The 23,523-nt window shown below is 69.4% G+C and carries 24 protein-coding genes and 1 tRNA gene; 12 read left to right on the forward strand and 13 right to left on the reverse strand.

The window, feature by feature from the left end; all coding sequences use genetic code 11:
• The first annotated feature begins 17 nt into the window (after window positions 1–17).
• From tmk to ACIA6A_RS22255, 5 genes are all read left to right on the forward strand, one after another.
• Entirely contained in the window at window positions 18–2,549 is a 2,532-nt protein-coding gene (tmk, locus tag ACIA6A_RS22235) for a dTMP kinase (RefSeq protein ID WP_396099690.1), read from the forward strand.
• A gap of 19 nt (window positions 2,550–2,568) precedes the next feature.
• Window positions 2,569–3,759: a DNA polymerase III subunit delta' gene (locus tag ACIA6A_RS22240; RefSeq protein WP_396099691.1), complete on the forward strand. Its 1,191-nt coding sequence runs from the start codon at window positions 2,569–2,571 to the stop codon at window positions 3,757–3,759.
• A 737-nt stretch (window positions 3,760–4,496) separates the two neighbouring features.
• On the forward strand, window positions 4,497–4,826 hold the full coding sequence (locus ACIA6A_RS22245; RefSeq protein ID WP_396099692.1) for a YbaB/EbfC family nucleoid-associated protein: 330 nt from the start codon (window positions 4,497–4,499) through the stop codon (window positions 4,824–4,826).
• 16 nt (window positions 4,827–4,842) lie between these two features.
• Complete coding sequence (locus ACIA6A_RS22250; protein WP_396099693.1) at window positions 4,843–5,148, forward strand: type VII secretion target; 306 nt, start codon at window positions 4,843–4,845, stop codon at window positions 5,146–5,148.
• Window positions 5,149–5,198: 50 nt separating this feature from the next.
• Window positions 5,199–5,750, forward strand: coding sequence for a hypothetical protein (locus tag ACIA6A_RS22255; protein WP_396099694.1), 552 nt, complete (start codon window positions 5,199–5,201; stop codon window positions 5,748–5,750).
• Between the two features lie 363 nt (window positions 5,751–6,113).
• Here the strand turns inward: ACIA6A_RS22255 and ACIA6A_RS22260 are convergent, their stop codons facing one another.
• Window positions 6,114–7,685: a hypothetical protein gene (locus ACIA6A_RS22260; protein WP_396099695.1), complete on the reverse strand. Its 1,572-nt coding sequence runs from the start codon at window positions 7,683–7,685 to the stop codon at window positions 6,114–6,116.
• Window positions 7,686–7,895: 210 nt separating this feature from the next.
• Here ACIA6A_RS22260 and ACIA6A_RS22265 point away from each other — a divergent pair, with 210 nt between their 5' ends.
• Both ACIA6A_RS22265 and ACIA6A_RS22270 read left to right on the forward strand, forming a co-directional pair.
• On the forward strand, window positions 7,896–8,732 hold the full coding sequence (locus ACIA6A_RS22265) for a stage 0 sporulation family protein (RefSeq protein ID WP_396099696.1): 837 nt from the start codon (window positions 7,896–7,898) through the stop codon (window positions 8,730–8,732).
• A gap of 85 nt (window positions 8,733–8,817) precedes the next feature.
• Window positions 8,818–9,708 carry a MerR family transcriptional regulator gene (locus ACIA6A_RS22270; RefSeq protein WP_396099697.1) on the forward strand — a complete coding sequence of 297 codons (891 nt, stop codon included), beginning with the start codon at window positions 8,818–8,820 and terminating at the stop codon, window positions 9,706–9,708.
• 24 nt (window positions 9,709–9,732) lie between these two features.
• On the opposite strand, the gene ACIA6A_RS22275 is transcribed toward ACIA6A_RS22270, so the two are convergent.
• Window positions 9,733–11,613, reverse strand: coding sequence for a metallophosphoesterase (locus ACIA6A_RS22275; protein WP_396099698.1), 1,881 nt, complete (start codon window positions 11,611–11,613; stop codon window positions 9,733–9,735).
• 21 nt (window positions 11,614–11,634) lie between these two features.
• Between ACIA6A_RS22275 and ACIA6A_RS22280 the strand changes: the two genes are divergently transcribed.
• Window positions 11,635–11,708: transfer RNA gene (locus ACIA6A_RS22280), tRNA-Thr, on the forward strand.
• A 50-nt stretch (window positions 11,709–11,758) separates the two neighbouring features.
• Here ACIA6A_RS22280 and ACIA6A_RS22285 read toward each other — a convergent pair.
• The 8 genes from ACIA6A_RS22285 to ACIA6A_RS22320 all read right to left on the reverse strand — a co-directional run bounded on the left by ACIA6A_RS22285 (window position 11,759) and on the right by ACIA6A_RS22320 (window position 17,458).
• Window positions 11,759–12,898, reverse strand: a complete 1,140-nt coding sequence (locus tag ACIA6A_RS22285) for a geranylgeranyl reductase family protein (RefSeq protein WP_396099699.1) — start codon at window positions 12,896–12,898, stop codon at window positions 11,759–11,761.
• A gap of 297 nt (window positions 12,899–13,195) precedes the next feature.
• Window positions 13,196–13,726 (reverse strand): DUF6226 family protein, encoded by a 531-nt coding sequence (locus tag ACIA6A_RS22290; RefSeq protein ID WP_396099701.1) that lies wholly within the window; start codon window positions 13,724–13,726, stop codon window positions 13,196–13,198.
• Between the two features lie 56 nt (window positions 13,727–13,782).
• Complete coding sequence (locus tag ACIA6A_RS22295) at window positions 13,783–13,974, reverse strand: DUF397 domain-containing protein (protein ID WP_396099702.1); 192 nt, start codon at window positions 13,972–13,974, stop codon at window positions 13,783–13,785.
• Between the two features lie 120 nt (window positions 13,975–14,094).
• Window positions 14,095–14,292, reverse strand: a complete 198-nt coding sequence (locus tag ACIA6A_RS22300) for a DUF397 domain-containing protein (RefSeq protein ID WP_396099703.1) — start codon at window positions 14,290–14,292, stop codon at window positions 14,095–14,097.
• Between the two features lie 683 nt (window positions 14,293–14,975).
• A complete protein-coding gene (locus tag ACIA6A_RS22305; RefSeq protein WP_396099704.1) occupies window positions 14,976–15,170 on the reverse strand; it encodes a DUF397 domain-containing protein in 195 nt (64 codons plus the stop codon).
• 47 nt (window positions 15,171–15,217) lie between these two features.
• Complete coding sequence (locus tag ACIA6A_RS22310) at window positions 15,218–16,120, reverse strand: helix-turn-helix domain-containing protein (protein ID WP_396099705.1); 903 nt, start codon at window positions 16,118–16,120, stop codon at window positions 15,218–15,220.
• 153 nt (window positions 16,121–16,273) lie between these two features.
• Window positions 16,274–16,717: a DUF6232 family protein gene (locus ACIA6A_RS22315; RefSeq protein ID WP_396099706.1), complete on the reverse strand. Its 444-nt coding sequence runs from the start codon at window positions 16,715–16,717 to the stop codon at window positions 16,274–16,276.
• Window positions 16,718–17,104: 387 nt separating this feature from the next.
• Window positions 17,105–17,458: a DUF1304 domain-containing protein gene (locus ACIA6A_RS22320; protein ID WP_396099707.1), complete on the reverse strand. Its 354-nt coding sequence runs from the start codon at window positions 17,456–17,458 to the stop codon at window positions 17,105–17,107.
• Between the two features lie 120 nt (window positions 17,459–17,578).
• Here ACIA6A_RS22320 and ACIA6A_RS22325 point away from each other — a divergent pair, with 120 nt between their 5' ends.
• Both ACIA6A_RS22325 and ACIA6A_RS22330 read left to right on the forward strand, forming a co-directional pair.
• Window positions 17,579–18,082, forward strand: a complete 504-nt coding sequence (locus tag ACIA6A_RS22325; protein WP_396099708.1) for a DUF2231 domain-containing protein — start codon at window positions 17,579–17,581, stop codon at window positions 18,080–18,082.
• A gap of 73 nt (window positions 18,083–18,155) precedes the next feature.
• Entirely contained in the window at window positions 18,156–18,695 is a 540-nt protein-coding gene (locus tag ACIA6A_RS22330) for a type 1 glutamine amidotransferase domain-containing protein (RefSeq protein WP_396099710.1), read from the forward strand.
• Between the two features lie 13 nt (window positions 18,696–18,708).
• Here ACIA6A_RS22330 and ACIA6A_RS22335 read toward each other — a convergent pair whose 3' ends face one another.
• Genes ACIA6A_RS22335 through ACIA6A_RS22345 form a run of 3 tightly spaced genes read right to left on the reverse strand, consistent with a single transcriptional unit; the run spans window position 18,709 to window position 21,479 of the window.
• Window positions 18,709–19,998 carry an MFS transporter gene (locus ACIA6A_RS22335; protein ID WP_396099711.1) on the reverse strand — a complete coding sequence of 430 codons (1,290 nt, stop codon included), beginning with the start codon at window positions 19,996–19,998 and terminating at the stop codon, window positions 18,709–18,711.
• A gap of 37 nt (window positions 19,999–20,035) precedes the next feature.
• A complete protein-coding gene (locus tag ACIA6A_RS22340) occupies window positions 20,036–20,524 on the reverse strand; it encodes an NUDIX domain-containing protein (protein WP_396099712.1) in 489 nt (162 codons plus the stop codon).
• A 13-nt stretch (window positions 20,525–20,537) separates the two neighbouring features.
• Window positions 20,538–21,479, reverse strand: coding sequence for a Ku protein (locus tag ACIA6A_RS22345; RefSeq protein WP_396099713.1), 942 nt, complete (start codon window positions 21,477–21,479; stop codon window positions 20,538–20,540).
• A gap of 166 nt (window positions 21,480–21,645) precedes the next feature.
• Here ACIA6A_RS22345 and ligD (ACIA6A_RS22350) point away from each other — a divergent pair, with 166 nt between their 5' ends.
• Window positions 21,646–22,599, forward strand: a complete 954-nt coding sequence (ligD, locus tag ACIA6A_RS22350; protein ID WP_396099714.1) for a non-homologous end-joining DNA ligase — start codon at window positions 21,646–21,648, stop codon at window positions 22,597–22,599.
• Window positions 22,589–23,512 (forward strand): non-homologous end-joining DNA ligase, encoded by a 924-nt coding sequence (gene ligD / locus ACIA6A_RS22355; protein ID WP_396099715.1) that lies wholly within the window; start codon window positions 22,589–22,591, stop codon window positions 23,510–23,512. Before ligD (ACIA6A_RS22350) ends, ligD (ACIA6A_RS22355) begins: the two co-directional genes overlap by 11 nt.
• Window positions 23,513–23,523: the final 11 nt, after the last annotated feature.

Below are 23,523 nucleotides of genomic sequence, written 5' to 3' on the forward strand. Positions count from 1 at the left end.
ATTTATGCGCCACTCGAATGAGCGCAACGCCGGTGAGCTGCACCCGCCCGTTAGAGTGCTTCGGGCAGGACGACGGGGAGGGAAGAGTCATCGACACCGAAACGAGCTCGGCACGCCAGGACACGGGCCCGGTTGATCTCTCCGGGGTGGCGGCACTGCGCGCTGTCCTGCGGATCCGCCCGTTCCGCCGGCTCTGGCTCGTGCTCAGCGTGGCGTCATTCGGCGACTGGATCGGCATCCTCGCCACCGCGCTCTTCGCCTCGTCACTGGTCACCGGCAGCGTCGCGCAGGGCAGCGCGTTCAGCAGCACCATCGCGATCCGCCTGCTCCCCGCGCTGATCCTCGGACCCATCGCCGGCGTCATGGCCGACCGGTTCGACCGCCGCTACACCATGGTCATCTGCGACATCCTGCGCTTCATCGTGTACGGGTCGATCCCGGTCGTCGCGCTGATCGCCTCCGGCCCGGTCGCGGTCACCTGGACGGTCATCGCCACCTTCATCGGCGAGACGATCACGCTCATGTGGATCCCGGCCAAGGAGGCCGCGGTCCCCAACCTGATCCCCAAGGGCCGGCTCGAGGCCTCCAACCAACTCACCCTGATCACCACGTACGGGATCACGCCGATCCTGGCCGCCCTCGTCCTCGCGGCCCTCGACGGAGTGGTCCGCGGCCCGCTCGACGTGCTGCCGACCTGGGCCTCGCCGGTGCAGATCGCGCTGTACATCAACGCCCTCTCCCGGGCCGCCACCGCCGCGGTCGTCTTCTTCGGCATCAAGGAGATCAGCGAGGGGCGCCGCGAGCGTCAGCAGAAGAACGCGGAACAGAGCATGTCCCGCCAGTTCGTCGAGGGCTGGAAATACATCGCGGGCACTCCTTTCGTACGAGGCCTGGTGCTCGGCATCTTCGGCGCGTTCGGCGGAGCCGGTGTCGTGGTCGGCACCGCCCGCTTCTTCACCGCCTCCCTCGGCGCCGGTGACGCGGCGTTCTACCTGCTGTTCGCGACCCTGTTCATCGGCCTCGCGATCGGTATCGGGCTCGGCCCCACCATCGTCAAGGAACTGTCCCGCCGCCGCTGGTTCGGCATCAGCCTGGTGCTCGCCAGCGCGTCCGTCGCCTTCCTCTCCATCGCCTTCCACCTGTCGATGGCCCTGTTCGGCGCGCTCTTCGTCGGAGCCGGCGCGGGCATGGCGTTCCTCTCCGGCGTCACCCTGCTCGGCGGGCAGGTCAGCGACGAGGTACGCGGCCGGGTCTTCGCCGTCGTCCAGATCGGCGCCCGGCTCGTCCTGCTCCTCGCGATCTCCCTCGCCGGCCTGCTGGTCGGTCTCGGTAGCTCCCGCACGGTCGACCTCGGCAGCCTCTCGTTCGACATCTCCTCGACCCGGGTGCTCCTGCTCGTCGCCGGGCTCGGAGGCGTCTGGTCGGGCATCACCGCGTTCCGCCAGATGGACGACAAGCACGGCGTCCCGGTCCTCGCCGACCTCTGGGGCGCGATCCGGGGCCGTCCGCTGTCGCCGGCCGAGCCGTTCACCCGTACCGGAATCTTCGTGGTCTTCGAAGGTGGCGAGGGTGCCGGGAAGTCGACGCAGGTCACCCGCCTGTCCGAAGCTCTGATCGGGGCCGCCCACGACGTCGTCGTGACCCGCGAACCCGGAGCGACCGACATGGGCGCGCGGATCCGCAGCCTGGTGCTGTCCAACGGCGCCGGAGCGGATGCGCCGTCCCCACGGGCCGAGGCCCTGCTGTACGCGGCCGACCGCGCCCATCACGTCGCCACGGTGGTCCGCCCGGCACTCGCCCGCGGCGCGGTCGTGATCAGCGACCGGTACGTCGACTCGTCGCTGGCCTATCAGGGCGCCGGGCGTACCCTCCCGGTCCAGGAGATCTCCTGGCTGTCCTCCTGGGCGACCGGCGGTCTCAAGCCCGACCTCGTCGTCCTGCTCGACGTCGACCCGGCCGTGGGACTCGGGCGGGTGGAATCGCGCGGAGCCGGCACGGACCGGCTGGAGAGCGAGTCCCGGGCGTTCCACGAACGGGTCCGCTACGCGTTCCTCGACCTGGCTTCGGCCGACCCGAAACGCTACCTCGTGCTCGACGCGGCCCGCCCGGCCGACGAGATCGAACGAGCCGTGCAGGCCCGCATCGACGGACTGCTCTCGGCCGGCGACGACAGCCACCCGGACCCGGCCTCGACCGACCTGCCCCCCGGCCCCGACCTGACCGCGCCCGACCTGACCGCGCCCGACCTGGCCGCGACCCAGTTCATCCGCTCCGACGCGGCCCCGTCCGCCGACGCGACGCAGGTGCTCTCGGCTTCCCCCTCGGCTTCCGCTGACGCGACGCAGGTGGTGCGGCCTGCCACCGCCGCTCGTTCTTCTTCCTCCGACGCCACCGTGGTGGTGAGGTCGGCGGGCGGTCCGGATGAGACCTCGGTGATCCTGCCGTCGGGCACCCCTCCCACGCCCGACGCTACCCAGGTGCTCCCGTCGTCCGCACGTGACGATGCCGACCCGGGCGACGCGCCCGGACGGCTGGGCGAGCGGCGTTGAGCGAGCGAGAATCGACGCCATGAGTGTGTTCGCCGACCTGGTCGGTCAGGACGAGGCCGTCGAGACGCTGAGCCGGGCCGCCGCGTCCGCCGCCCGGGTCGTCCAGGGCGACACCACATCCGGCGGCGCGATGACCCACGCCTGGATCTTCACCGGGCCACCCGGCTCCGGCCGTTCGGTCGCCGCCCGGGCCTTCGCCGCGGCCCTGCAATGTCAGCGTGACGGCATCGGCTGCGGTGAGTGCCACGGCTGCCGTACCGCACTCGGCGGCACCCACGCCGACATCCGTTTCGTCGCACCCGAGGGCCTGTCCATCAGCGTCAACGAGATGCGCGCCCTCGTGCTCCGCGCCGCCAGCGCCCCGTCCGGCGGTCGCTGGCAGGCCGTGGTCATCGAGGACGCCGACCGCCTCACCGAAGCGGCCGGCAACGCACTGCTCAAGGCCATCGAAGAGCCCCCACCCCGGACGGTCTTCCTGCTCTGCACCCCGTCCACCCACCCGGACGACATCTCCGTGACAATCCGTTCCCGCTGTCGCGTCGTCCCCTTACGGCAGCCCCCGGCCGAGGCCGTAGCCGAATCCCTCGTACGCCGTGACGGCATCGCCCCCGACGTCGCCACCTGGGCAGCGGCAGCCGCCCAAGGTCACGTCGGCCAGGCCAGGTTGCTCGCCAAGGACTCGGACGCCCGTACCCGCCGCGACGCGGTCCTCGCCGTCCCCCGGCGCCTGACCGGCGTCGGAGCCTGCTTCGACGCCGCCGCGGCCCTCATCGCCGCCGCCGAAGCCGAAGCGGGCACCGCGGCCGCCGAGAACGATGGTTCGGAACGAGCAGCCCTGGAGCAGGCCCTGGGCGCGGGAGGAACCGGCCGCGGAGCCACCGGAGCGATGCGAGGAGCGGCGGGCCAGATCAAGGAGCTGGAGAAACGCCAGAAATCCCGCCTGACCCGAGGCCAGCGCGACGCCCTCGACCGAGCCTTGGTCGACCTCGCGGGCTTCTACCGAGACGTCCTGATCACCACATGGCGAGCCCCGGTCGGCGTAGTCCACACCGACACGGCGGCCCAGTCCGCGGCGGCCGCCCAGAAATGGTCCCCGGAAAGCACCCTGCGCCGGCTCGAGGCGGTGCTCGCGTGCCGGGTGGCGATCGAACAGAACGTCAAGCCCAAGATCGCGGTGGAAGCCATGATGCTCAACCTCTGGCGCGGCTGACCCCCACCGGCGCCGGGAGCCGGGTCGCCGCGCTCGACGCCACCCATCCCCACCCCCGGCCCGCACGTCGTTTCGGTTGGCTGCCCCGCGCGTTGTGCCGCCCGCCCTGAGCGCTGTGTCGCCCGCCCTGAGCGTTGTGCCTCCCGCTCTCCTTGCTGTGGGGTGCCGCCCGCTCTCCGGGCTGTACCGTGCCACCCGCCCTGCGCGTTTGTGTCATCCGCCCTGCGTGTCGTGCCACCTGCCCCGTGTGTTGATCCGGCCGTCCTGCGCGTTTGTGTCACCCGCCCTGCGTGTCGCGCCACCTGCCCCGTGTGTTGATCCGGCCGTCCTGCGCGTTTGTGTCATCCGCCCTGCGTGTCGTGCCACCTGCCCCGTGTGTTGATCCGGCCGTCCTGCGCGTTTGTGTCATCCGCCCTGAGCGTCGTGCCACCCGCCCCCCGTGTGTTGATCCGGCCGGGCGGCGGACGCGTCGGTCCTGCTGGCCGGCGCCCTCGCGTTCTGGTCAGTGGCCGCGTCGTCCGTCCGGGCGTGGTTCGCGGGATTGCCGGCGGCAAGGCTCTCTTGTGGAATGGCGCTGAAATTTCACGGCCTTTGCGGCTTTCGGTTACTTTGGCCCCCTGCTTCTGTCGGATTTAATCCACATCGGACTTCTGGGGGGTGAGTTGATCTCGTGGAACCCGGTACCGTTCGATGCCGTAACGCAATCAACGCGGTACGCGCGGTAAGGAGTCGAACGGATGCCCCGCGAGATCGACGAGGCGTGGATCGATGAGGCCGTCGACCGGTATCGCCGTCTTGATGCGTTGCGCGCGGATTTTGACCGGGCGGTGAAAGCGCACGTGGTCTCGGTGCACTCCCCGGACGACTCGGTGGAGGTGCTGGTCACGGCTGCGGGCGAGATCACCGATGTCCAGATCCGGGGTTCTCTGCATCATCGGAACGCGACTGAACTGGCTCGGGAGGTGCAAGCAGTGGTCACCATCGCGGCGGACGCGGCTCGCTGGGCCCGCGAGAAACTTCATGGCGAGATCTTCGGTGGCTTCCGTTCCCTGGAGGAGCCGCAATGAGCTGCCGAGGGTTGCCGTGAAAAGCATCGCCGATCGTCTGGAATCCGTTTCGGCCGCGGTGGGCGCGGTGGAGCGCTCACTGTCGTTGCAGGCGGTGTCTCCGAGCGCTTTCGGTGCGGACGACGAGGGGCGGCCGGGGCGACTGGGCCGGGAGCTGCATGATCTCTGGTCGGCCACGCTCGAGGCCCGGTCCCGCGAAGCCACCGACATTGCTCACCGGCTGAGCGACCTCGCCGACGAGGTCCGCATGGCGGCGCGTGACTACGAGGAGACCGACGACGATGTGAGTCGGCGCATCAGACGATCCGACCTGGGGATCTGATGGATCGCCTCGACCGGATCCTCGAGACCGCCTGGCCGCTGCTGCACCGGGTGGACAACGTACTGGCCGAGGGCGGGGCGCCGCCTGATCACCCCGTGTGGGACGAGCTGCGGCGGGTGCGGTTGCTGCCTGCTGACGCCGTACGCGTGGTTGTCGCGCTTCGTCCGGCCGACCTGGACGGATCGGCGATCGCGATGCGGGCGACAGCCCGGTCCTGTGCCGAGGTGGCAGAGTCACTGCCGGCTCCGGGTGAGTGGTCCGGGGCGGCTTCTGAGGAATATGACCAGGCGCGCCGGGTTGTCGCCGAGCGTTTGACCGCCTCCCCGGAAAGCTTGGACGAGCGACTGGATGCCTCGGCGGACCTGGCCGACAGCATGGCCCGCTGGATGCGGTCGGCCCGAGACTCCGTGGCCGGCGCCCTGGCGGACGTTCTGCTGTCGACGCAGGCGATGGATCTGGAGGAACCGGTATCTCGTGCGACGGGTGCGGCGGCTGACGTGGCTGCCCACATTTTGCAGGCGGTGGCCGATGCTTATGACCGGGCCGCCGAGTTGTCGCAGCGGTCGTCCGGGTTGGCCGAACCGCTCACGATCACCGGCTGAGCGGTCCACATGGCAGCGGCGTTGCCCTCGGCGAATCCGGTTTCGAGAGCAACGCCGCGACCTCCTGCACCCCCCGCAGGCCTGTCTGACACTCAACGCCTCCCGAGCGGCTTTGTCTTCGCCCGCAGGCCGGAACGGACCGCTCGGTCGAACCAGGACGGCACCTCCGGAGGTCGGACCTGATCCCTCGGTCACCGCGCCCGGCACGACGGTCGGGCCGCACCGGCCATCCCGCCGACGCTGCTGGCGGCCCATCGCTCCGGTCGCGCCCGCCATCCCACCGACGCTGCTGGCGGCCCATCGCTCCGGTCGCGCCCGCCATCCCACCGAAGCGCACCCGACGCCGGGGCCGGAACGCAGCGGTCAGGAGCGGGACCGGCCGCGTAGTCCGAGGATCAGGGCTGTCGCTCCCGCGGCGACCATGGCCAGGCCGGTGAGGACGATCCCGCCCACCGGGCGGCCGGTGATCGGGAGGCCGCCGCCCGCGCCGGCCGCGATATCGGCCTCGGCTTTGGTGTCGGCGCCGTCATCGGAGGTGGAGGCGGCGGCATCCGACGGTTCCGGTGCCACGGCGGCTGCCTCCATGACGCCCATGTCGAGTTCGATCACCTGGCTGTAGCCGGGCCTGGTTCGCGCGTCCGTCGTTCCTGGCGTGATGGTCACCGAGACCGCCGTGGCGCGGGCGGCGATGGCGTGACCGCGTGCCGCCTGCCGTAGGTCACCGAGAGACACCGCGACCTTGGTCTCGGTTCCGGGTACGGGTGCACTCTCCGTGGCCCGCTCGCTGATCTCGGGGACTTCAGGCACCTCGGGAAGTGACGCCCCGTCACCGCTCTCCAGAAGCTCCTCGGATGCCTCCGAACCGGGCGACCCGGTCTCCGGAGCTGAGGAGTCCGGGTCTGAGGAGTCCGGGTCTGAGGAGCCTGGGTCTGAGGAGCCCGGGTCGAGGGTGATCTCGACGTTGTCACCGGCCGTGCTGAGCCGGGACGTCTCGACCCCGTCGCCGGAGACCTCCACGATGGCGGGGATGTAGCGGACCTCACCCCCGTCCTTCGTGGACATGGTGACGCGTAGGGACGGCGGTTCGATGATCTTCACCCGGACCGCGCCGGCCAGCAGGTCCAGCACGCCGCCGGAGAGTCCGGCGGTCGCCACGCTTGTCACGGCCGAGCCGTTCCGGTCCAGCTGCGTTGTGCTTTCGCTCGCCACGCCCGGTACGCGGATCAGTGGCCCCTCACCGTCCGCAAGAACCCTGGCATCACGTAGTTGGGCCCCGGCGCGCGTGACTTCACCGTCAGTCGCTCCACACGCCATTCCCGCCGTCCACCGGGCGTGGGTGGTCAGCGTTCCGTCGCCGAGGCTCACCGGCCCCACCTGGGTGCCGGCGACCCGCCGGATGGCGGCCCGCTTGTTGGTGGGCGGAGCCTGCTGCACCAGGGGCTCGGTGACCACCTCGGCGGTGTCGTCGTCCGTGACGTCGATCATGCGGGCCACGGCCGCGGAGTGGACGGTGCCCTGGCCGGTCATCGCGGACTTCGCGTCCCCGACGTGCGCGAGCGGTCCGACGGTCCCGCCGCCCGCTCCGTCCGTACCCTCCGTGGGGTCCGGCTCTTCGTCGTCCGTCCCGGTATCGGCCGCGACCGGACCCAGGCTGTTGATCCGCAGGATCTGGCTGCCGGACTGTGCCGCATACCGTTCGGCCTGCTCACAGGGGGCCGGAGCGGCGCTGGCCGGCAACGGCACCGCGAGTACGCCCACCGCGCCCAGCGTCCCGACCGCCGTGAAGCTCCGCCGGCGCAGGCTCGGGCGAGCCGCACCGGCCCGTTCGTTCGCCGAGGGGGCGCTCGGCTGCGGGGGAGGTCGTCCGACGGTGAACTCGGCGCGCTGCCGGCCGCGGGAGAAATCCACGATCGCGGCGCGGTTCCCCAGGCGCATCGAGCGACTATCTTGGGCTAATTGTCCTGTTGCGTCCGCGTTGTCGATCCGTTCGGGCACGGCAGGCGTCATGAATTTTCCTCCCCCAAGGAACGCCGCGGCGAGCGACGTCTACAGGACTGCACAACGAGGTTCGATGCAGGGGGTTGCGCTGATCTATGCAGGTCTGCGCTATTTCGCACGCCCGGTGCGTCGCCGTAGGCTGTGTTCATGGGCATGCTGTGCGCGGTCAGCTTCAATCGGTACGGCCGCCTGTACTACCTCGATCCGGGCGAGTTCTCGCCACAGGTGGGCGACCGGGTGCTGGTCCCCACCGATGACGGACCCGAGGTGGCGGAGTGCGTGTGGGCGGCGCAATGGGTCAGCGAGGACACGGACGGTTTCCCCAAGGTCGCCGGCCTCGCGGACGAGCGTGACCTGCGGCGGGACGAGACGCTGAGAAAGCGCAAGGCCGAGGCGAAGGTCGCGGCCAAGAAGCTGATCAAGTCGCACGAGCTCCCGATGAAGGTCGTCGCGGTCGACCACGTCCTGGAGCAGGGAGGCACCGGAGGCGCCCGCACCACCATCTATTTCACGGCGCCGCACCGGGTCGACTTCCGCTCGCTGGTCCGTGACCTCGGCGCCACCCTGCACTGCCGCGTCGAGCTCCGCCAGCTCTCGGCCCGCGACTCGGCCCGGGTCCAGGGCGGCATCGGCTCCTGCGGCCGTGATCTGTGCTGCGCGACCTTCCTGACCGACTTCGAGCCGGTCACGATCCGCATGGCCAAGGACCAGGACCTGCCGCTCAACCCGCTGCGGATCTCCGGAGCCTGCGGCCGCCTGATGTGCTGCCTCAAATACGAACACCCGCTGTACACCAAGTTCGCGGAAACCGCGCCGTCGATCGGCTCCCGCGTGACGACACCCGAGGGCGACGGCCGGGTGGTCGGCCACAGCGTTCCCAAGGACGCGGTCGTGGTCCGGATGGACGCCGACGGTTCCCGGTGCTCCTGCAGCCGGGCATCGGTCTGCGGCCCCCGCCAGGCCCACGACGAGCAGTACAGCTGACGCCGTACCTGGATCGGGTTGTTGCACATGCCGTAGCGGCATGTGGTGGAGTCGGGGCACCACAGCACGAAAGGCTCCGTCTGCGATGTACCCCTCCCGCACGCCTCCCCGGCAGGTCAAGATCGGTGATGCCGCTGCGTTCGCCGGGACCACCCCACGCGCCATCCGCCATTACCACGAGATCGGTCTGCTGCCGGAGCCCGAGCGCGGCGGGGACGGCCGCCGGCGCTACGGCTACGACGACATGATCCGCCTGCTGTGGGTCCGCAAGATGGCTGATGCCGGTATCAGCCTGGACGACATGCGGGCCGCCTTCGGCGATGCCCGGGACGAAGCTGGAGACGAGGCCCCGGACCAAGCCCCGGGTATCGAGTCGGTCCTGAGCAGGCTGGAGGAAACCTTGGCGGCGCAGGAGACCGCCATCAAACGGCGGCGCGCGGCTGTTCAGCGCCTGCAGGCGGTGGGCAGCCCGCTGGGGCTGCTCTCCGAACTGGTCACGGACCGGCTCAGCGACCTGCCCCCGGGCGCGTTGCGCCCTTCTGATCTGGACGCCCTGCTGGTCACAGAACGGATCTTCGGTCCGCTGGGCGCCGCCATCCAGGCCGGTACGTTCATCGTGCTGGCCACCCACCCCGACCTGCGGGCCGAGGAGGACCGTCTGGAGGCGGCCGAGGCCGCCCTCGACGACGGCGTCGAACCCGACGACCCGCGCGTCGAAGAGCTCGCCGTGCAGCGGTGCGCTCACCAGATGGCCCTGAATCAGGCCATCGAGTCAGCTGGTTCCGACGCGGCCGAGGAGAAGCTTTTCGAGATCTACGACGCCGACCTGAAAGGGGCGGAGGGCATGGAGATGAGTGCCGCCACAGCGATCACCAAGATGCCTTACGACTTCTCTCCTGCCCGGATGCGCTGCGTGGAACTCGCCGGACGGCTCTTCGGCGAGGCCGTTGCCGACGCATCCCGAACTGGCGGCTGACAAACACCGATTCACCAGAGCGTGTCACGAGCTTCTAGGCGTCGTAGCGCGACCCGAGGCGGTGGTAGGTCCGTCCACGACGATGGGCGGCTCGATCAGGTGGGGCTCCAGGGGGCTCTCGGGCCGGAGCCAGGAGCTGTCCGCCGGCGCTGTGGGGTTGGGGACCCATTTGTGGCTGACGCGGGCCAGGCCGATGGCGTAGACGGTGAGCGTGCCGTCCGAGGCGATGTGGAGGCGGAGGAAGCTCTTGGCGTCTTCGATGCCCTGGCCGGCGAAGAGTTCGTTCGTGTTGACGTCGAAGTAGCCGGCCGTCAGGAGATAGAGCGCCAGGAGCTGGGTGCCGAGGATGGCGGCCACCGGGCCGTAGAGGACCGCCGCCACGACCAGCGGGCCGGGCCACTCCCAGTCGTGGAACGGCAGGCGGAGCCAGAGCCAGGTGCCGGCCGCGGCCAGGGCGATCTGGGCGAAGCCGTGCAGCAGGCCGAGGATCCAGTGGCGGGCGTGCTGGGGATGATCGGCGCTCGGGGGCTGGGCGAACAGGACCGTCCCGGTGAGGATCAGGACCAGCATCATCACCAGCGGGATGCTGAACAGGCGCTGGAGGATGCCGCCCTGGCTGGCCGCACCGGCCATCGCCAGCATGGTCAGGGTCTGGATGATGCCGATCATCGTGGTGAAGCCGGGGTTGCGGGTCGGCACGTTGCGGAAGACGCCCCAGCTCATCCGGCGTGATGCGGCCCGGTCGGGGAACGTGCTGACCAGGTCGTAGTCGCGGCTCCGGCTGGCACTGCGGGTCAGCGTCTCCCGGGGCGGCACGGTCAGCCGCTCCGGCAGGTTGTGGGTGGCGACCAGGTAGGCGCCGCCGCCGCCGCACGTGATGAGCTCGCGGTCCTCGCCCGTGTAGCGCGCGTAGTGGTGCAGGTCGCCGGAGACCAGCAATCGGACCTGCGCCCCGGTCGGCGCCAGGATCGTGCGGATGAAGTAGTCGACGGCGTCGTACGTCTCGGGCTTCTTGGCGGCCTTGACCCAGGTCGGTGACGGCGTCATGAGGATGACCCGGTCGTCCGGTCCGAGAGCGCGCGCGACCTTCTCGAAATACAGCAGCTGAGGATCGTCGATGTACGCGCCGAACTGCTCGTCGACAGCGAACAGCCACCATTTCGAGGGCAGCTCCACCGCGAAGTAGGAGCGGCGTTGCTGGGTGCGCCAGCCGCCGATGTGGCCGTCCTTGCGGCGCGCGAACAGTCGCAGGAACGCGGTGAGCCCGTCGTACCAATCGTGGTTGCCCGGCAATGCGAACAGGGTGGGCCTCGGTCCCGAGGCCGGCGCCTCCGGGAGCGCGGCACGGTAGGGGCCCTTCATGCGGTTCTCATAGCCGTCGCCGCTGGCCAGCGGATAGACCTGGTCGCCACCCATCAGCAGCACCTGGCCGCGGGGCAGTTTCCGGTCGCCGATCGTGAGCTCGGGCTGCGCCAGCAGGTAGGCGATCGAATAGGTCGCGTCGAACCCGTCGCCGAGGTCGGCCACATAGTCGAACCACAGCTCGCCGTCGGTGCCGGGCTGGGCGAACGACTCCCCGGAAAGAGCGTTCTGCAGCTCACGCTTGTCGAGATAGGCGCCGAACAGGATCGCCAGCAGGGTGCGCAGCCCGGTGTTGAGCAGCAGAAGCGGTGCCAGCCAGCCCACCGGCCGCTGCGGCGTGAAGCCCAGCTGTTGTGGATCCATGCTGCCGGGCCGCTGGGCCGTGGAAGGCTCTGCCTCGGCGGATCGCGGCCGGGGACGGCGGGGTGGCTGGTGATCGGTCACGAGAGGCACCTTAGCCGGAGGTCTGATGACGATCGTCCGGTTATCCACAGGGTCCCGACGCGCCCGGATCGGACCCGTGGCGGAAGGCCCGGGGCCCATGCCGTACACTCAATGTCCGTTGCCGCCTTAGCTCAGTCGGCTAGAGCGACGCACTCGTAATGCGTAGGTCGACGGTTCGATTCCGTCAGGCGGCTCGGAGAAAGCCCAGGTCAATGACCTGGGCTTTTCCCATTCCCGAGGATCGTCAGCCGCGCCCGCCGAAGACCCTCACCGCGGCGCGCACCCCCGGTCGCCGCAGCACGCTGGGCATCGACAGCTCCCCGCGGCAGAACGCCTGGAACGCCCGCCATCCCAGCGGCGTGGCCATCGCCGCGTGCATCACCCGCCGGTGCCGGATGAAACCCCCGAGCAGCCGCCGACCCGCTGCCATCTCCGGAGCGAGCTCGTCGTTCACCCATTTTTCGTACGCGGTGAGCCCGTCAACGGTCCCCGCCAGAGCCGCCACTTCGCCGGCCCGGGTCCCGGAGCGCAGTGCGTAGCTGATGCCCTCGCGGGTCCAGGGCTCCAGCAACCCCGCGGCGTCACCGACCACGAGGACCCGGCCCTTACGCAGCGGAGCGGACGGTGTCCTACAGCGAGTGAGGTGCCCGGAGTCACGCAGCACCGGGCGGTCATCCAGGCCGAGCTGCTTCAGGAACGTCGCGAGGTACTCCTTGGTCTCCGCACCCCGGCCCTTCTGCATGATCACGCCGACGGTCAGCTCGTCGTCCTTGGGAAAGACCCAGCCGTACGACCCCGGCACGGCACCCCAGTCGAGCAGCACCCGCCCCCGGTACGCCGCCCGGTCGGCCCCGGTCGCCGCAAGCTCGACCTCGAGCCCGAGGTCTTGCTGCTCAAAGGCAACACCGACATATCGGGAACTGATGCCGGCCGAGCCGTCAGCGCCGATGACGGTACGGGCGGTGAGCGCCGAACCGTCCGCCAAGGTCACCGTGGCAACGTCCTCGTCCTGGTCGACCGCCCTGACCTGAGCGTTCTGCCGGACCTCGGCACCCGCGGCGACCGCGGCGTCATACCAGGCCAGGTCGAACTCGTCCCGGCGGACCATGGTCAACACCGGCGGCTGCCCCGAACGCCGGGTGAAGGCGTGCTCACCCCGGTCGGTGAATGTGACAGCGGTGATCGAGTCCCGCGCCGGCACCTTGATCCGCGACTCCGAGAAAGCCAGCGAGGTGCCGAGCAAGCCTCCGCCGCAGGTCTTGTAGCGGGGATGCTCGGCCCGCTCGAGAACAATCGTCCGGGCCCCACCCGCGGCGGCCGCCAACCCGGCTGCCAGCCCGCCCGGGCCGCCCCCGACAACGGCCACGTCCCACGTCGCTACCACGACCACGAAGTCTATCCAGCAACGTCGGGGGATGCCCCGGCGGTGACCTGCCGGACGGAACCTCGGCGCGGGCAGGCGGGCAGGCGGGCAGGCGGGCAGGCGGGCAGGCGGGCAGGCGGGCAGGCGGGCAGGCGGGCAGGCGGGCAGGCGGGCAGGCGGGCGGGCCTCGGTGGGATGAGGCTGGCGACTCCGGCCAGGCCGGTGGGGATCCGGCCCGGCACGCTCAGGGCGAGGTGGTCGGCGAGCCGGCCAAGTCACCGCCACCGACCCGTGCCGGCCAGGTGAGACAGGGGTGGGTCAGGCTCGGCGGGGCCAGGGGGCCCATTGGACCGGGGCCGCGAAGCCCTCTCGGCGGGCCGCTCGGGCCTCGGCGGGGTCTACCGGGGCCTGGTGGGTGATGGTCAGTCCGGGGCCGATGAGGCGGGTTTCCAGCCAGGATTCGCCGAGGCGGCGGCGGACTCGTTCCCAGAGGCCGCCCTCAACGTGGGCGATCACCAGTTTTCGTAGCTCCGCGGCGTCGTCCTCGGCTCCGGGGAATGTCTGGACGAACCAGCGGCCGAGCCGGAGCACCACGCCGGACGAGTCCGGGAAGGCCAGGGCCAAGGGTCCCGCGGCGGGCGTGCGGGGCATGACCAGTACGGTCCGGGCCAGCTCGGCGCCTTCGCCGGGGCCGAGTGGTTCCTTGGCCTCGCGCCGGTCGGCGACGTACCGCTTGCTCAGCTCGTCGAGCAGGAGTTCGGCGGTTTCCACCAGCTCGGGGAACCGGTCGGGAGGGCCGGCCGGGGCCGGTGCGGCGGATGGATCGACTCGCGCCTTGAAGTCACCCATCAGCGCAGTATGCCTCGGCGGGCTCGTGTCTCGGCTGTTCTTCGGTGAAGCGGGCACTATTCGAACTCGCCGTCCTTCACCCCGGCGACAAACGCCCGCCATTCGTCGGCGAGGAAGGTGAGTGGCTGCTCGTCCGGGCGGCTGCTGTCCCGGATCAGGTAGCTCTCGCCGACCTTCGCCACTTCGATGCAGTTACCGTTCGCGCACTTGCTGCTCCTGCGCCACGCCGGCCTCGGCGATTGGATCATGGTGCTCCCTTCGCGTGGTTGTTACTCAACGTCAAGGGTTGCCGGTGGTGGTGGTAGATGCCCACGATGAGTAATTCGAGAACGGCTACCGGCCGCCACCGGAGACCCTGGCGAGTGTGCTCAGCGGACGTCGAATTCGCCTCGCACGACAGCGTCCCTGAAGTGACCCCATTCGTCAGCGTCGAGTCGAAGGGGTGCGATGTCAGGGCTCTTGCTGTCCCGCAGCAGGTACGCGTCGCCGGACTTCGCCACCTCTACGCAGTTCCCGGCGGTGCACTTGCTGCTGTGGTGCCAAACCAGTTCTACGGAATCATTCATGGTGCGCCTCCGTAAGGTTCCCCGAACCCACGGTAAGCGAGATGGTCTGGGTGTGGCAGGAGTGAGCGGCGAGTGATCGCCGACTAGTGGTCAAATCGCGGCAAATATGCGCTAATAAATAGATTGTTTTGTCCGTCCTGCGCATGGTTTGACGCGTCTTCCGTGCGCAGGACGGCTCAATTCCCCAACGCGTGACGGCTCGGCCCGCGCGCGGAGTGACTCTCCGGTGAGCTTCCCGGTCACCAAGCGGCCGACGGTGAACGCGGCGGCCGCGGTGAACGCGGCGACCGCGACCGCGACCGCGACCGCGACCGCGACCGCGACCGCGACCGCGACCGCGACCGCGACCGCGACCGCGACCGCGACCGCGGGGGCGGGGCGGGGCGGGGCGGGGCGGGGCGGGGCGGGGCGGGGCGGGGCGGTAGATGGTGAGTGCGGTGATCCCGGGCCGGGTGGTCGACGGGTGACGGCTGGGAGCGATCAGGTATCGGCCGTCGCGACCCCGCCGGTGAAGGGGCGAGCACTTCCGCGGGGGTGGGAAATCGATGCCGGGAATGGGTCGCGCGCTTCGATCGACTGTCGCTGATCGTGGTGTCGCGCCGAGCGTCCGCACGTACGGATCCGGCCCGGGGGCCGGAAGAACTTTGACGGCCGTTCGGTGAGTGCCGAACGGCCGGGCGATGCTAGAAGGAGAACTGGCCTTCGGCCATGCCGCGGGAGAACGCGATCCACTCATCGGTGGTGAAGCTCAACGGGGCCTGTTCGGGGTTCTTGGAATCGCGGATCAGGAACCCGTCGGCGACCTGTGCGACCTCGACGCAGGTGCCGTTGCTGCAGTATGAACTCTTACGCCACGCGGGCGTCTCGGCGGTAGCCATTTTTTCTCCGGATGTCATGCGCTGCGCCACCATTGGTGCATCGCGGTTTACTTTGTTGCTGGTGATTTTGTCTCCAGTTCCTTGATGCGCTCTTCGACACGCCCGATTGTGTCGGCTTCATTTGTCGAGAGGTTCCAAAGCTGTTCGAAGCGGATGCGGTGCCGCTTCGTGATCTCGCTGTCCTCGACGATCTCGTCGGCCATTCCGTTTTCGCGGTACAGGATCTCGCTGTCGCTCTCGTTCTCGCTGAGCGACATGAGGTCGTAGCTGCCGTTGTTCGGGATGGAGTAGTCGAAGTCGAAGGGGAGCATCCGGAGGTGGATCCGCTCCTGGGTCGCGGCCTCGCGCATCTGCCGGAGCTGTTCGGCGAAGATTGCCGGCCCACCGATCGGGCGCATGAGCACCGATTCTTCGAGCAGGACGTAGACCCGGACCTGGCCGAGCCGGGATTCGACCGTCTGCCGGCGCAGCTCACGGGCCTTGAGGATGACCTGTAGCCGATCGTCGCCCATGTCCTCGCGGAATTTGCCGGTCAGTCCCTCGGCGTATTCGGGGGTCTGGAGGAATCCGGGCATGTAGTAGATCGAGTAGGACCGGATCGCGGTGGCCTCGGCTTCGTACTCGATCAGCCGCAGGGTGGCGGGGGAGAGCCTCTCGCGGAACTCCGCCCCCTGGTACCACGCCTGGCGCTGCCGGGTACGGGCGATCTTCGCGGCGGTGAGGAGGTCGCCGACCTGGTTGCGGTCCTTGATGCCGTACAGGGTGAGCAGGGGGCGCAGGTCGTTCGGCGCGATGGTCACGTCGCCGTTCTCGATGCGGATGACCTTGCTGTGCGACCACTCCATCTCGTCGGCCACCTGCTGCTGGGTGAGGCCCCGGGATTCCCTGGCCTCGCGCAGCGCCAAGCGGACGCGGCGGCGCGCGACCGTGGGCGAGACAGCCTCAGGCATGTGTCCTTCATCGTCGGGATGGCTGGTGCGGACATCGAGCTGCGACCTCGCTGGTTGCCAACAGGCAGTCAGCGAGGTCGCGCGGACATGCTACCCACTCGTCTTACCACTCCTGCCGGGCACCCGACGGAAATTGACGGAACGGGTGGCCGGTCACGCGGCCGCCAGCCCGTAGCCCTCCGGGGCCGGCTGGTTGACCTCGACGGTGCGGATGAGAGCGCGGGTGACCTGGTTGAACACTCTCAAGTCGGCAGAGGAGTAGACCAGCACCCGGGTGCCGTGCAGGGTCGCCTCCACGTTCCACATGCGGGTCGATCCGCGGCGGGGATTGCGGGTGGCGAACGCGGCGACGACAGCGGCTGTGGCGGCCAGTGTGTAGCCCGCGAACTGTCCGATGAGGGCCCAGCTCGCACCCGCCAGAGTGACAAGGCCCGCGGTGGTGGCGGCCAGAGCGCGTACGCGGAGGTTGCCGGTCTCGTCGCGGACCAGCCCGATGTCGCGCAGCTCGGCGATCGGGAACGTCTGGGTCGTGGAGGCGTGCCACACGAAGAATTCGTCGGTGACCAACGCTTCGCGGCTCTGGTAGTAGGTGCGCATCGGGGTGAACTCCTTCCCGGGAGTGCCGAGAGAGCACAACGGCACCCGGTTGCCGCCGGGTGCCGTCCTTCCGTTCGTCTTCGACTCCGCCCTTACCGTTCGACCCAGTGAAGCACGGCCATCAGGCAGATCGCTACCAACCAACATGCCACCTTGCAGATTGCGAACAAGCCAGTTGGCGGGTGATCATTGCGCAGCGCGGCTGACCTGGTGAAAGACACGGGGGTCGGAGAAAGCGACAACGGCACCCGGTTGCCGCCGGATGCCGTTGCTGGCTACTGCCTGGTGTTCTGCCCTACTGCCTGTTCCCAGTACAGCACGCCATCCAGCAGTCCGCCACACATCAACCTGCCATATCGCAGACTGCGTACACGCCGAATGGGTGAATCAGTGTGCGAGCAGCACCAGCAGCAGGCCCACCGCGGCGGGCGCGGCCTGTACGAACAGGATCCTGCGGCTTACCGTGATGGCACCAAAGATTCCGGCGACAAGGACGCAGGCCAGGAAGAAGACCTGGAACGCGAAGCTGTCCGCGACGAGACCGTAGATCAGGCCGGCGGCGAGGAAGCCGTTGTACAGACCCTGGTTCGCCGCCATCGACGCGCTCTCCTGCGCGTACTCGGCGGTGGTACCGAACGTGGCCCGGGTGCGATCCGTCCGCCAGAGGAACATCTCGAGGACCAGGATGTAGATGTGGATGAGGGCCACGAGGCCCACCAGGATCTTTGCCGCCAATTCCATGGCCACACCCTATCCACCGAGGTCGGCGCAGAGATCATCAAGGCCGTCGTCGATGGAGGTGACCCCGGATACCCCGCGTTTCGGGGCCGGGGGGCCCGGGTAGGCCAGACCCGACATCGCGTGCACGACCGCCCGGGGAGGGTGACAACCAGTATGGAAAGCCGACTCAGAATCGCCGGACAGGCGGTGCAGCCCGTGCTGGTGATGTTCCCGCTCGGACTGTTCGCGATGGCCGTACTCTTCGATCTCGCGAATCTGCTCGGCGCGCCCGCCATTCTCGGCGCCCTTGCCTACTGGAACATCGTCGCCGGTCTGATCGGTGGTGTGCTGGCCGCTGTCGCCGGTGCGATCGACCTCATGCTGATGCGCAACGGCACCGCCGCGAAGCCCGTCGGGGTGCTGCAGAACCTGGCCAACATGGGGGTCCTGATCCTGTTCGCGGTGATTCTCATGCTGCGGATGAGCACCCCCGACCGGGTGGCCGGCGGCGGGCTGTTCGCGGTGGAGATGCTCGCGCTCGCCGGTGCCGTGTTCGGTGCCTGGTACGGCGGCGAAATCGTCAACCGGCGCCCGGCCTACGCCGCGGCCCGGTCCGACGCGAGCATTGGTAACAGCATTTTCTGAGACGCTGCGCGTTTGACGCCGGTCTTCCCGGGCACCCGAAAGGGGTACTGATGCCGAGAGGGAGGAATCGACAATGGCCGCCTCAATCAAGGGAAAGCGCGTCGCGTTCCTCGCGACCGACGGCGTCGAGGAAATTGAGTACACCGAACCGCGCAAGGCCGTCGAGGCCGCGGGCGGAACGGCGGAACTCGTGTCCATCAAGAATGGCGAGATCCAGGCCGTCAATCACATGGACAAGGCCGGCACCTACTCGGTCGAGAAGCAGGTGTCGGACGCGAACGTCGACGAATACGACGCTCTCGTCCTGCCGGGCGGGGTAGCCAACCCGGACTTCCTGCGGGCCGATCCGGACGCGGTTCGTTTCGTGCGTGACTTCTTCACCGCGGGCAAGCCGGTGGCCGCGATCTGCCATGGTCCCTGGACGCTGGTCGAGGCCGGCGTGGTGGACGGCCGCACGCTGACCAGCTGGCCGAGCCTGCGGACCGACCTCGCCAACGCCGGGGCGACCTGGGTCGACGAGCAGGTCCACGTCGACCGGGGGCTGGTGACCAGCCGCAAGCCCGACGACCTGCCGGCCTTCTGCGAGAAGATGCTCGAGGAGATCGGCGCCTGACCGCGAGCCGCATTCATACCGAGGACCGGGCCGCCCAGGCCTGGTCCTCGGCCTGCTTGCGGGCCAGCCCGTCCTTGCCGTTGTAGTCACGGAACCTGGGCAGGGCGAGCGCCAGTCCGACCGTACCGATGACGCAGAGAACGCCACCCACCCAGATGGAACCGCCGATCCCGAGCCGGGTCCGGGCCATCAGGCCCGAGCGGAGCTGGCCGAGCAACGGCCCGGTGGTGTACGAGAGCATCTCGATGCCCGCGAGCCGGCCCCGGAGATGGTCCGGGATCGTCTGGCTCCACATGATCGCGCGGAAGATGCCCGAGACCATGTCGGCGGCACCCGCGAACGCCAGGCAGGCCAGGGTCAGCCAGAGCAGGTGCGACAGGCCCGCACCGACGATGCCGACGCCCCAGAAGCCCGCCGCCACGATCACCATCAGGCCGTGCCGGTGGACCCGCCCGGTCCAGCCCGAGGTCAGCGTCGCGATGAGGGTGCCGACCGACGGGGCCGCGTAGAGCAGGCCGAGCACCCGGGGACCGCCGAGCTGCATCGCGAGGAACGGGTACAACGCCTGCGGCATGCCGAAGAACATGGCGTTGATGTCGACCAGATAGGTCCCGAGCAGCTCGGGGCGGCTCCGGGCGTAGTTCAGGCCGGTGACCACCGAGCGCAGGGACGGGCGTTCGGCGTCCGGGGGCGGCGGGACCGCCTTGACCAGGCTCAGGCACGCGACCGAGACGACGAACGTGACGAGGTCGAACGCGTACACGAGCCAGAGGTCGACCGACGCGATCAGCAGGCCGGCGACGGCCGGGCCGCCCAGCTGCGCGACCTGCACCCCCAACGAGCTCATCGCCATCGTGGCCGGCAGCTCCTCGGGACGGACCAGCCGCGGCACCATCGCGTCCAGGGCCGGGCGTTGCAGGCCGCTGACGGTGGCGGTCAGTGCCGCGATCACGAACAGCAGCCAGAGGTGCGGCTCGTCGGACAGGGCGTTGAGCAGCAGGACACCGCAGAGCGCGGCCAGGGCGATCTCGCCGCCGCGGACCAGCAGCCGGCGGTCGATGAAGTCGGCGAGCGCCCCGCCCACGAACGCCATCACCAGCAGCGGGACCAGCTCGCAGACGCCGATCAGCCCGACCATCAGCGGATCGTCGGTGATCTTGGCGACCTGGTACGGAATGGTCACGTACGTGATGAAGGAGCCGAAGCTGGAGATCGCCCCGCCGGCGAACACGAGGCGGAAATCGCGGGAGGTGCGCAGCGGACTGAGGTCGATCGCCAGCCGCCGCCGGGGTCGGTCGGTCACGCCGAGATCCTGCCGCAGCCCCCCGCCGGGCGCGACGCTATTTCAGGATGAGCTGCCCGGTCGACTCGAAGGTGGCCAGGTCGGTCAGGACCTCGTCGAGGATCGCACTCTTCGGGCCGGGCAGCGCGTCGAGCGGGAAGAAACCGGCGTCCACCGACTCGTCGGTGACCCGCAGCAGCTCGCCTTCCCAGGTGTGGATCCGGAAAGACATGAGAATCTGCTGGTACGTGTGCCCGTACTCATTGGTGTACGTCCGGTTGGTGTGGAACGAGAACGGGGTCAGCGACGTCGCCCGGAGCCCGGTCTCCTCCCAGACCTCGCGGATCGCGCACTGCTCCATGCTCTCGCCGAGCTCCATCGCGCCGGCCGGGATCGCCCAGCGATGGTTGTCGGAGCGCTGGATGAGCAGCAGGCGGTCCTGATCGTCCAGGATCACCCCGCGTGCGCCCACGAACAGCAGGGTGTCGGTGTCGCCCACGCTGCCGCGCACCCGGCCCAGATAAGACTCGTCCCACGTCAATCCCACGGGATCAAGCTAATCACGCGGATTTGCGGACCGCCTTCTCCGCCGGGGTGGTTTTCGTCGCCTTGGCCTTCGCCGCGGTGGTTGTCTTCTTGGCAGCCGTTTTCTTGGCAGCCGTCTTCTTGGCCGGGGTCGCCTTGGGCGGGGCAGCCTTGGTCGCCTTGGGCGGGGCCGTCTCGCCGCGGGCCTGTTTGGCTCGCTCGACCGAGGCCTTCAGTGCGGCCATCAGGTCGACCGCGGCGGCCGGGGCCTCCTCGTTCTCCTCCGGGGCCACCACCTCGCGGCCCTCGACCTTGGCGTCGATGACCTCCTGCAGTGCCGCCCGGTAGTTGTCGGTGAACTCGTCCGGCTGGAAACTGCCGGCCATCGAGTCGATCAGTGAGCCGGCCATCGCCAGCTCGGCCGGGCGGGTCTCGATGTCGTCGTCGAGGAAACCGAATTCGGGGGTACGGACCTCGTCGGGCCAGAGCATCGTGTTGAGCACCAGGACGTCGTCGTGCACCCGCAGCGTGGCGAGCTGTTCCCGCTGCCGGATCGCGATCTTGACCACGGCGACCCGGTCGGACTCGGTGAGGGCGTCGCGCAGCAGCACGTACGGCTTCGCGGCCTGGCCCTCCGGTTCGAGGTAATAGGCCTTGGCGAACAGCAGCGGGTCGATCTGGTCGGCGGGCACGAACTGCAGCACGTCGATCGCGCGGGACGTGGTCAGCGGCAGCTCGGCGAAGTCCTCGTCGGTCAGGATCACCATCTCGCCGCCACCGATGTCGTACCCCTTGGCGATGTCGTCGTAGCTGACCACCTCGCCGTCCACCGAGCAGGTGCGCTGATACTTGATCCGGCCGCCGTCGGTGCGATGCACCTGATGGAAGCGGATGTCCTTCTCCTCGGTGGCGGAATACAGCTTCACGGCGATCGACACCAGGCCGAACGAGACCGCACCCTTCCAGATCGCCCGCATCGGACGCCTCCTACCCGTTGTGAGCTGCGTCTCGATCAAGAATGGCACTACTGCGACCCGTACGTAAGGTTTCCCGGGACGGTCATCATCGTGGGATGTTTGTCCCTCTGGGTCGATCATCGGCCGTTTCCCGGCCCGGTCGCCCGTGGCTGCCTATGGTGATCTCGTGCCGGGAGCCCCGCTGTCGCCGATGCTCGCCACGACGGGCCCGCTGCCGCTGGGCCCGGCCTGGAGCTACGAGTTCAAATGGGACGGGGTCCGGGTCCTCTCGTCGTTCGACGGCGGCCCACCCCGGCTGTGGGCGCGTTCCGGCACGCTGGTCACCGCCGCGTACCCGGAGATCGCCGGGCTGAGCCTGCCGCCCGGTTCGCTGCTCGACGGCGAGATGGTGGTCCTCGACGCGCTCGGCCGGCCCTCGTTCACCGCGCTCGCCGAACGCATGCACGTCCGCGACACCGGCAAGGCGGCGCGGCTCGCGGTCAGCCTGCCCGCCACCTACATGATCTTCGACCTGCTCGGCCACGACGGACACTCACTGCTTGATCTCCCGTACGGCCACCGGCGCGCCCGCCTCGAGGAACTCGACCTGGGGACGGGCTGCTGGACGGTGCCGCCGGCGTTCGGCGACGGTGCCGCGACCGAGGCGGCCGCCCGGGAGCACCGGCTGGAAGGCGTGGTCGCCAAGCGGCTGGACTCGACGTACCAGCCGGGCGGCCGCTCCCCGGACTGGATCAAGGTCAAGTTCGACCGGACCGGCGACTTCGTCATCGGCGGGTGGCGCCCCGGGGCGCGCAAACTGGGCGGCCTGCTGGTCGGGGTGCCGGGACCGGACGGCCGGCTGCTCTTCCGTGGCCGGGTCGGCGGCGGCATCGGCGCGGCCGCCGAACGGGAGGTGCTCGCCGCCCTCGAATTGCTGGCCGGCCCGGAATCACCGTTCGCCGACGGCGCGGTGCCCCGTGAAGATGCGCGCGGCGCGCACTGGGTGAATCCTGGCCTGGTGGTCGAGGTGCGTTACGGCAACCGGACTCCCGACGGGCGGCTCCGGTTCCCCCGGTTCCTGCGGCTGCGCCGGGACAAGACGCCCGCCGAATGCGTGGAAGAGGACGACGATGCCTCGTGACCGTTTTCCCGTACACATCGAGGGCCGTGACCTTGAATTGTCCAACCTCGACAAGCTCATGTATCCGGCCGCCGGATTCACCAAGGGCGAGGTCATCGACTATTACACGCGGGTGGCGCCGGTGCTGCTGCCGCATCTCGAAGGGCGGGCGCTGACCCGGATCCGCTATCCCAACGGCGTCGACGGCGCGCATTTCTTCGAGAAGAACAAACCCGGAGGAACGCCATCCTGGGTACGCCTCGAGACCATGCCCGTGCCCGGCTCGACCCGGGCCCGCGAGACGCTGGACTTCGTGGTGGTCGACGAGCTGGCCACGCTGGTCTGGGTCGCCAACCTGGCCTCCCTCGAACTGCACACCCCGCAGTGGCGGATCGGGCACCATCCCGATCTGCTCGTGGTCGACCTCGATCCCGGCGCGCCGGCCGCTCTGCGGGAGTGCTGTGCCGTGGCGATGCTCATGCGCGATCGGCTGGCCGTGGACGGGCTGCGGGCGTACCCGAAGACGTCGGGCAAGAAGGGGATGCAGCTGTGCGTGCCGATCTCCGGTGAGCAGGACGCCGAGGTTGTCACCGGTTATGCCAAGCGCGTCGCCGAGGAGCTGGCGGCCCAGGTCCCGGGCTCGATCACGGCGAAAATGGCACGGGCGGTACGGCCCGGCAAGATCTTCATCGACTGGAGCCAGAACGCCGCGGCCAAGACCACGGTGGCGCCCTACTCGCTGCGCGCGCTCGGTGAGCCGACCGCGTCCACGCCGCTGACCTGGGATGAGGTGTCAGCGATGGCGCTGGGCGAGACGCCGGCCCGGCAGCTGACCGCGGCCGAGGTCCTTGACCGCGTCGCCGATCATGGGGACCTGTTGGCCGATCTGCTCACCCCCGGGCCCTCGTTGCCGCCTGCTTCGCTTGCTTCTTGAGGTACCTTGCG

This window comes from Actinoplanes sp. NPDC051494, from assembly GCF_044454705.1.
Taxonomy (GTDB): Bacteria; Actinomycetota; Actinomycetes; order Mycobacteriales; family Micromonosporaceae; genus Actinoplanes.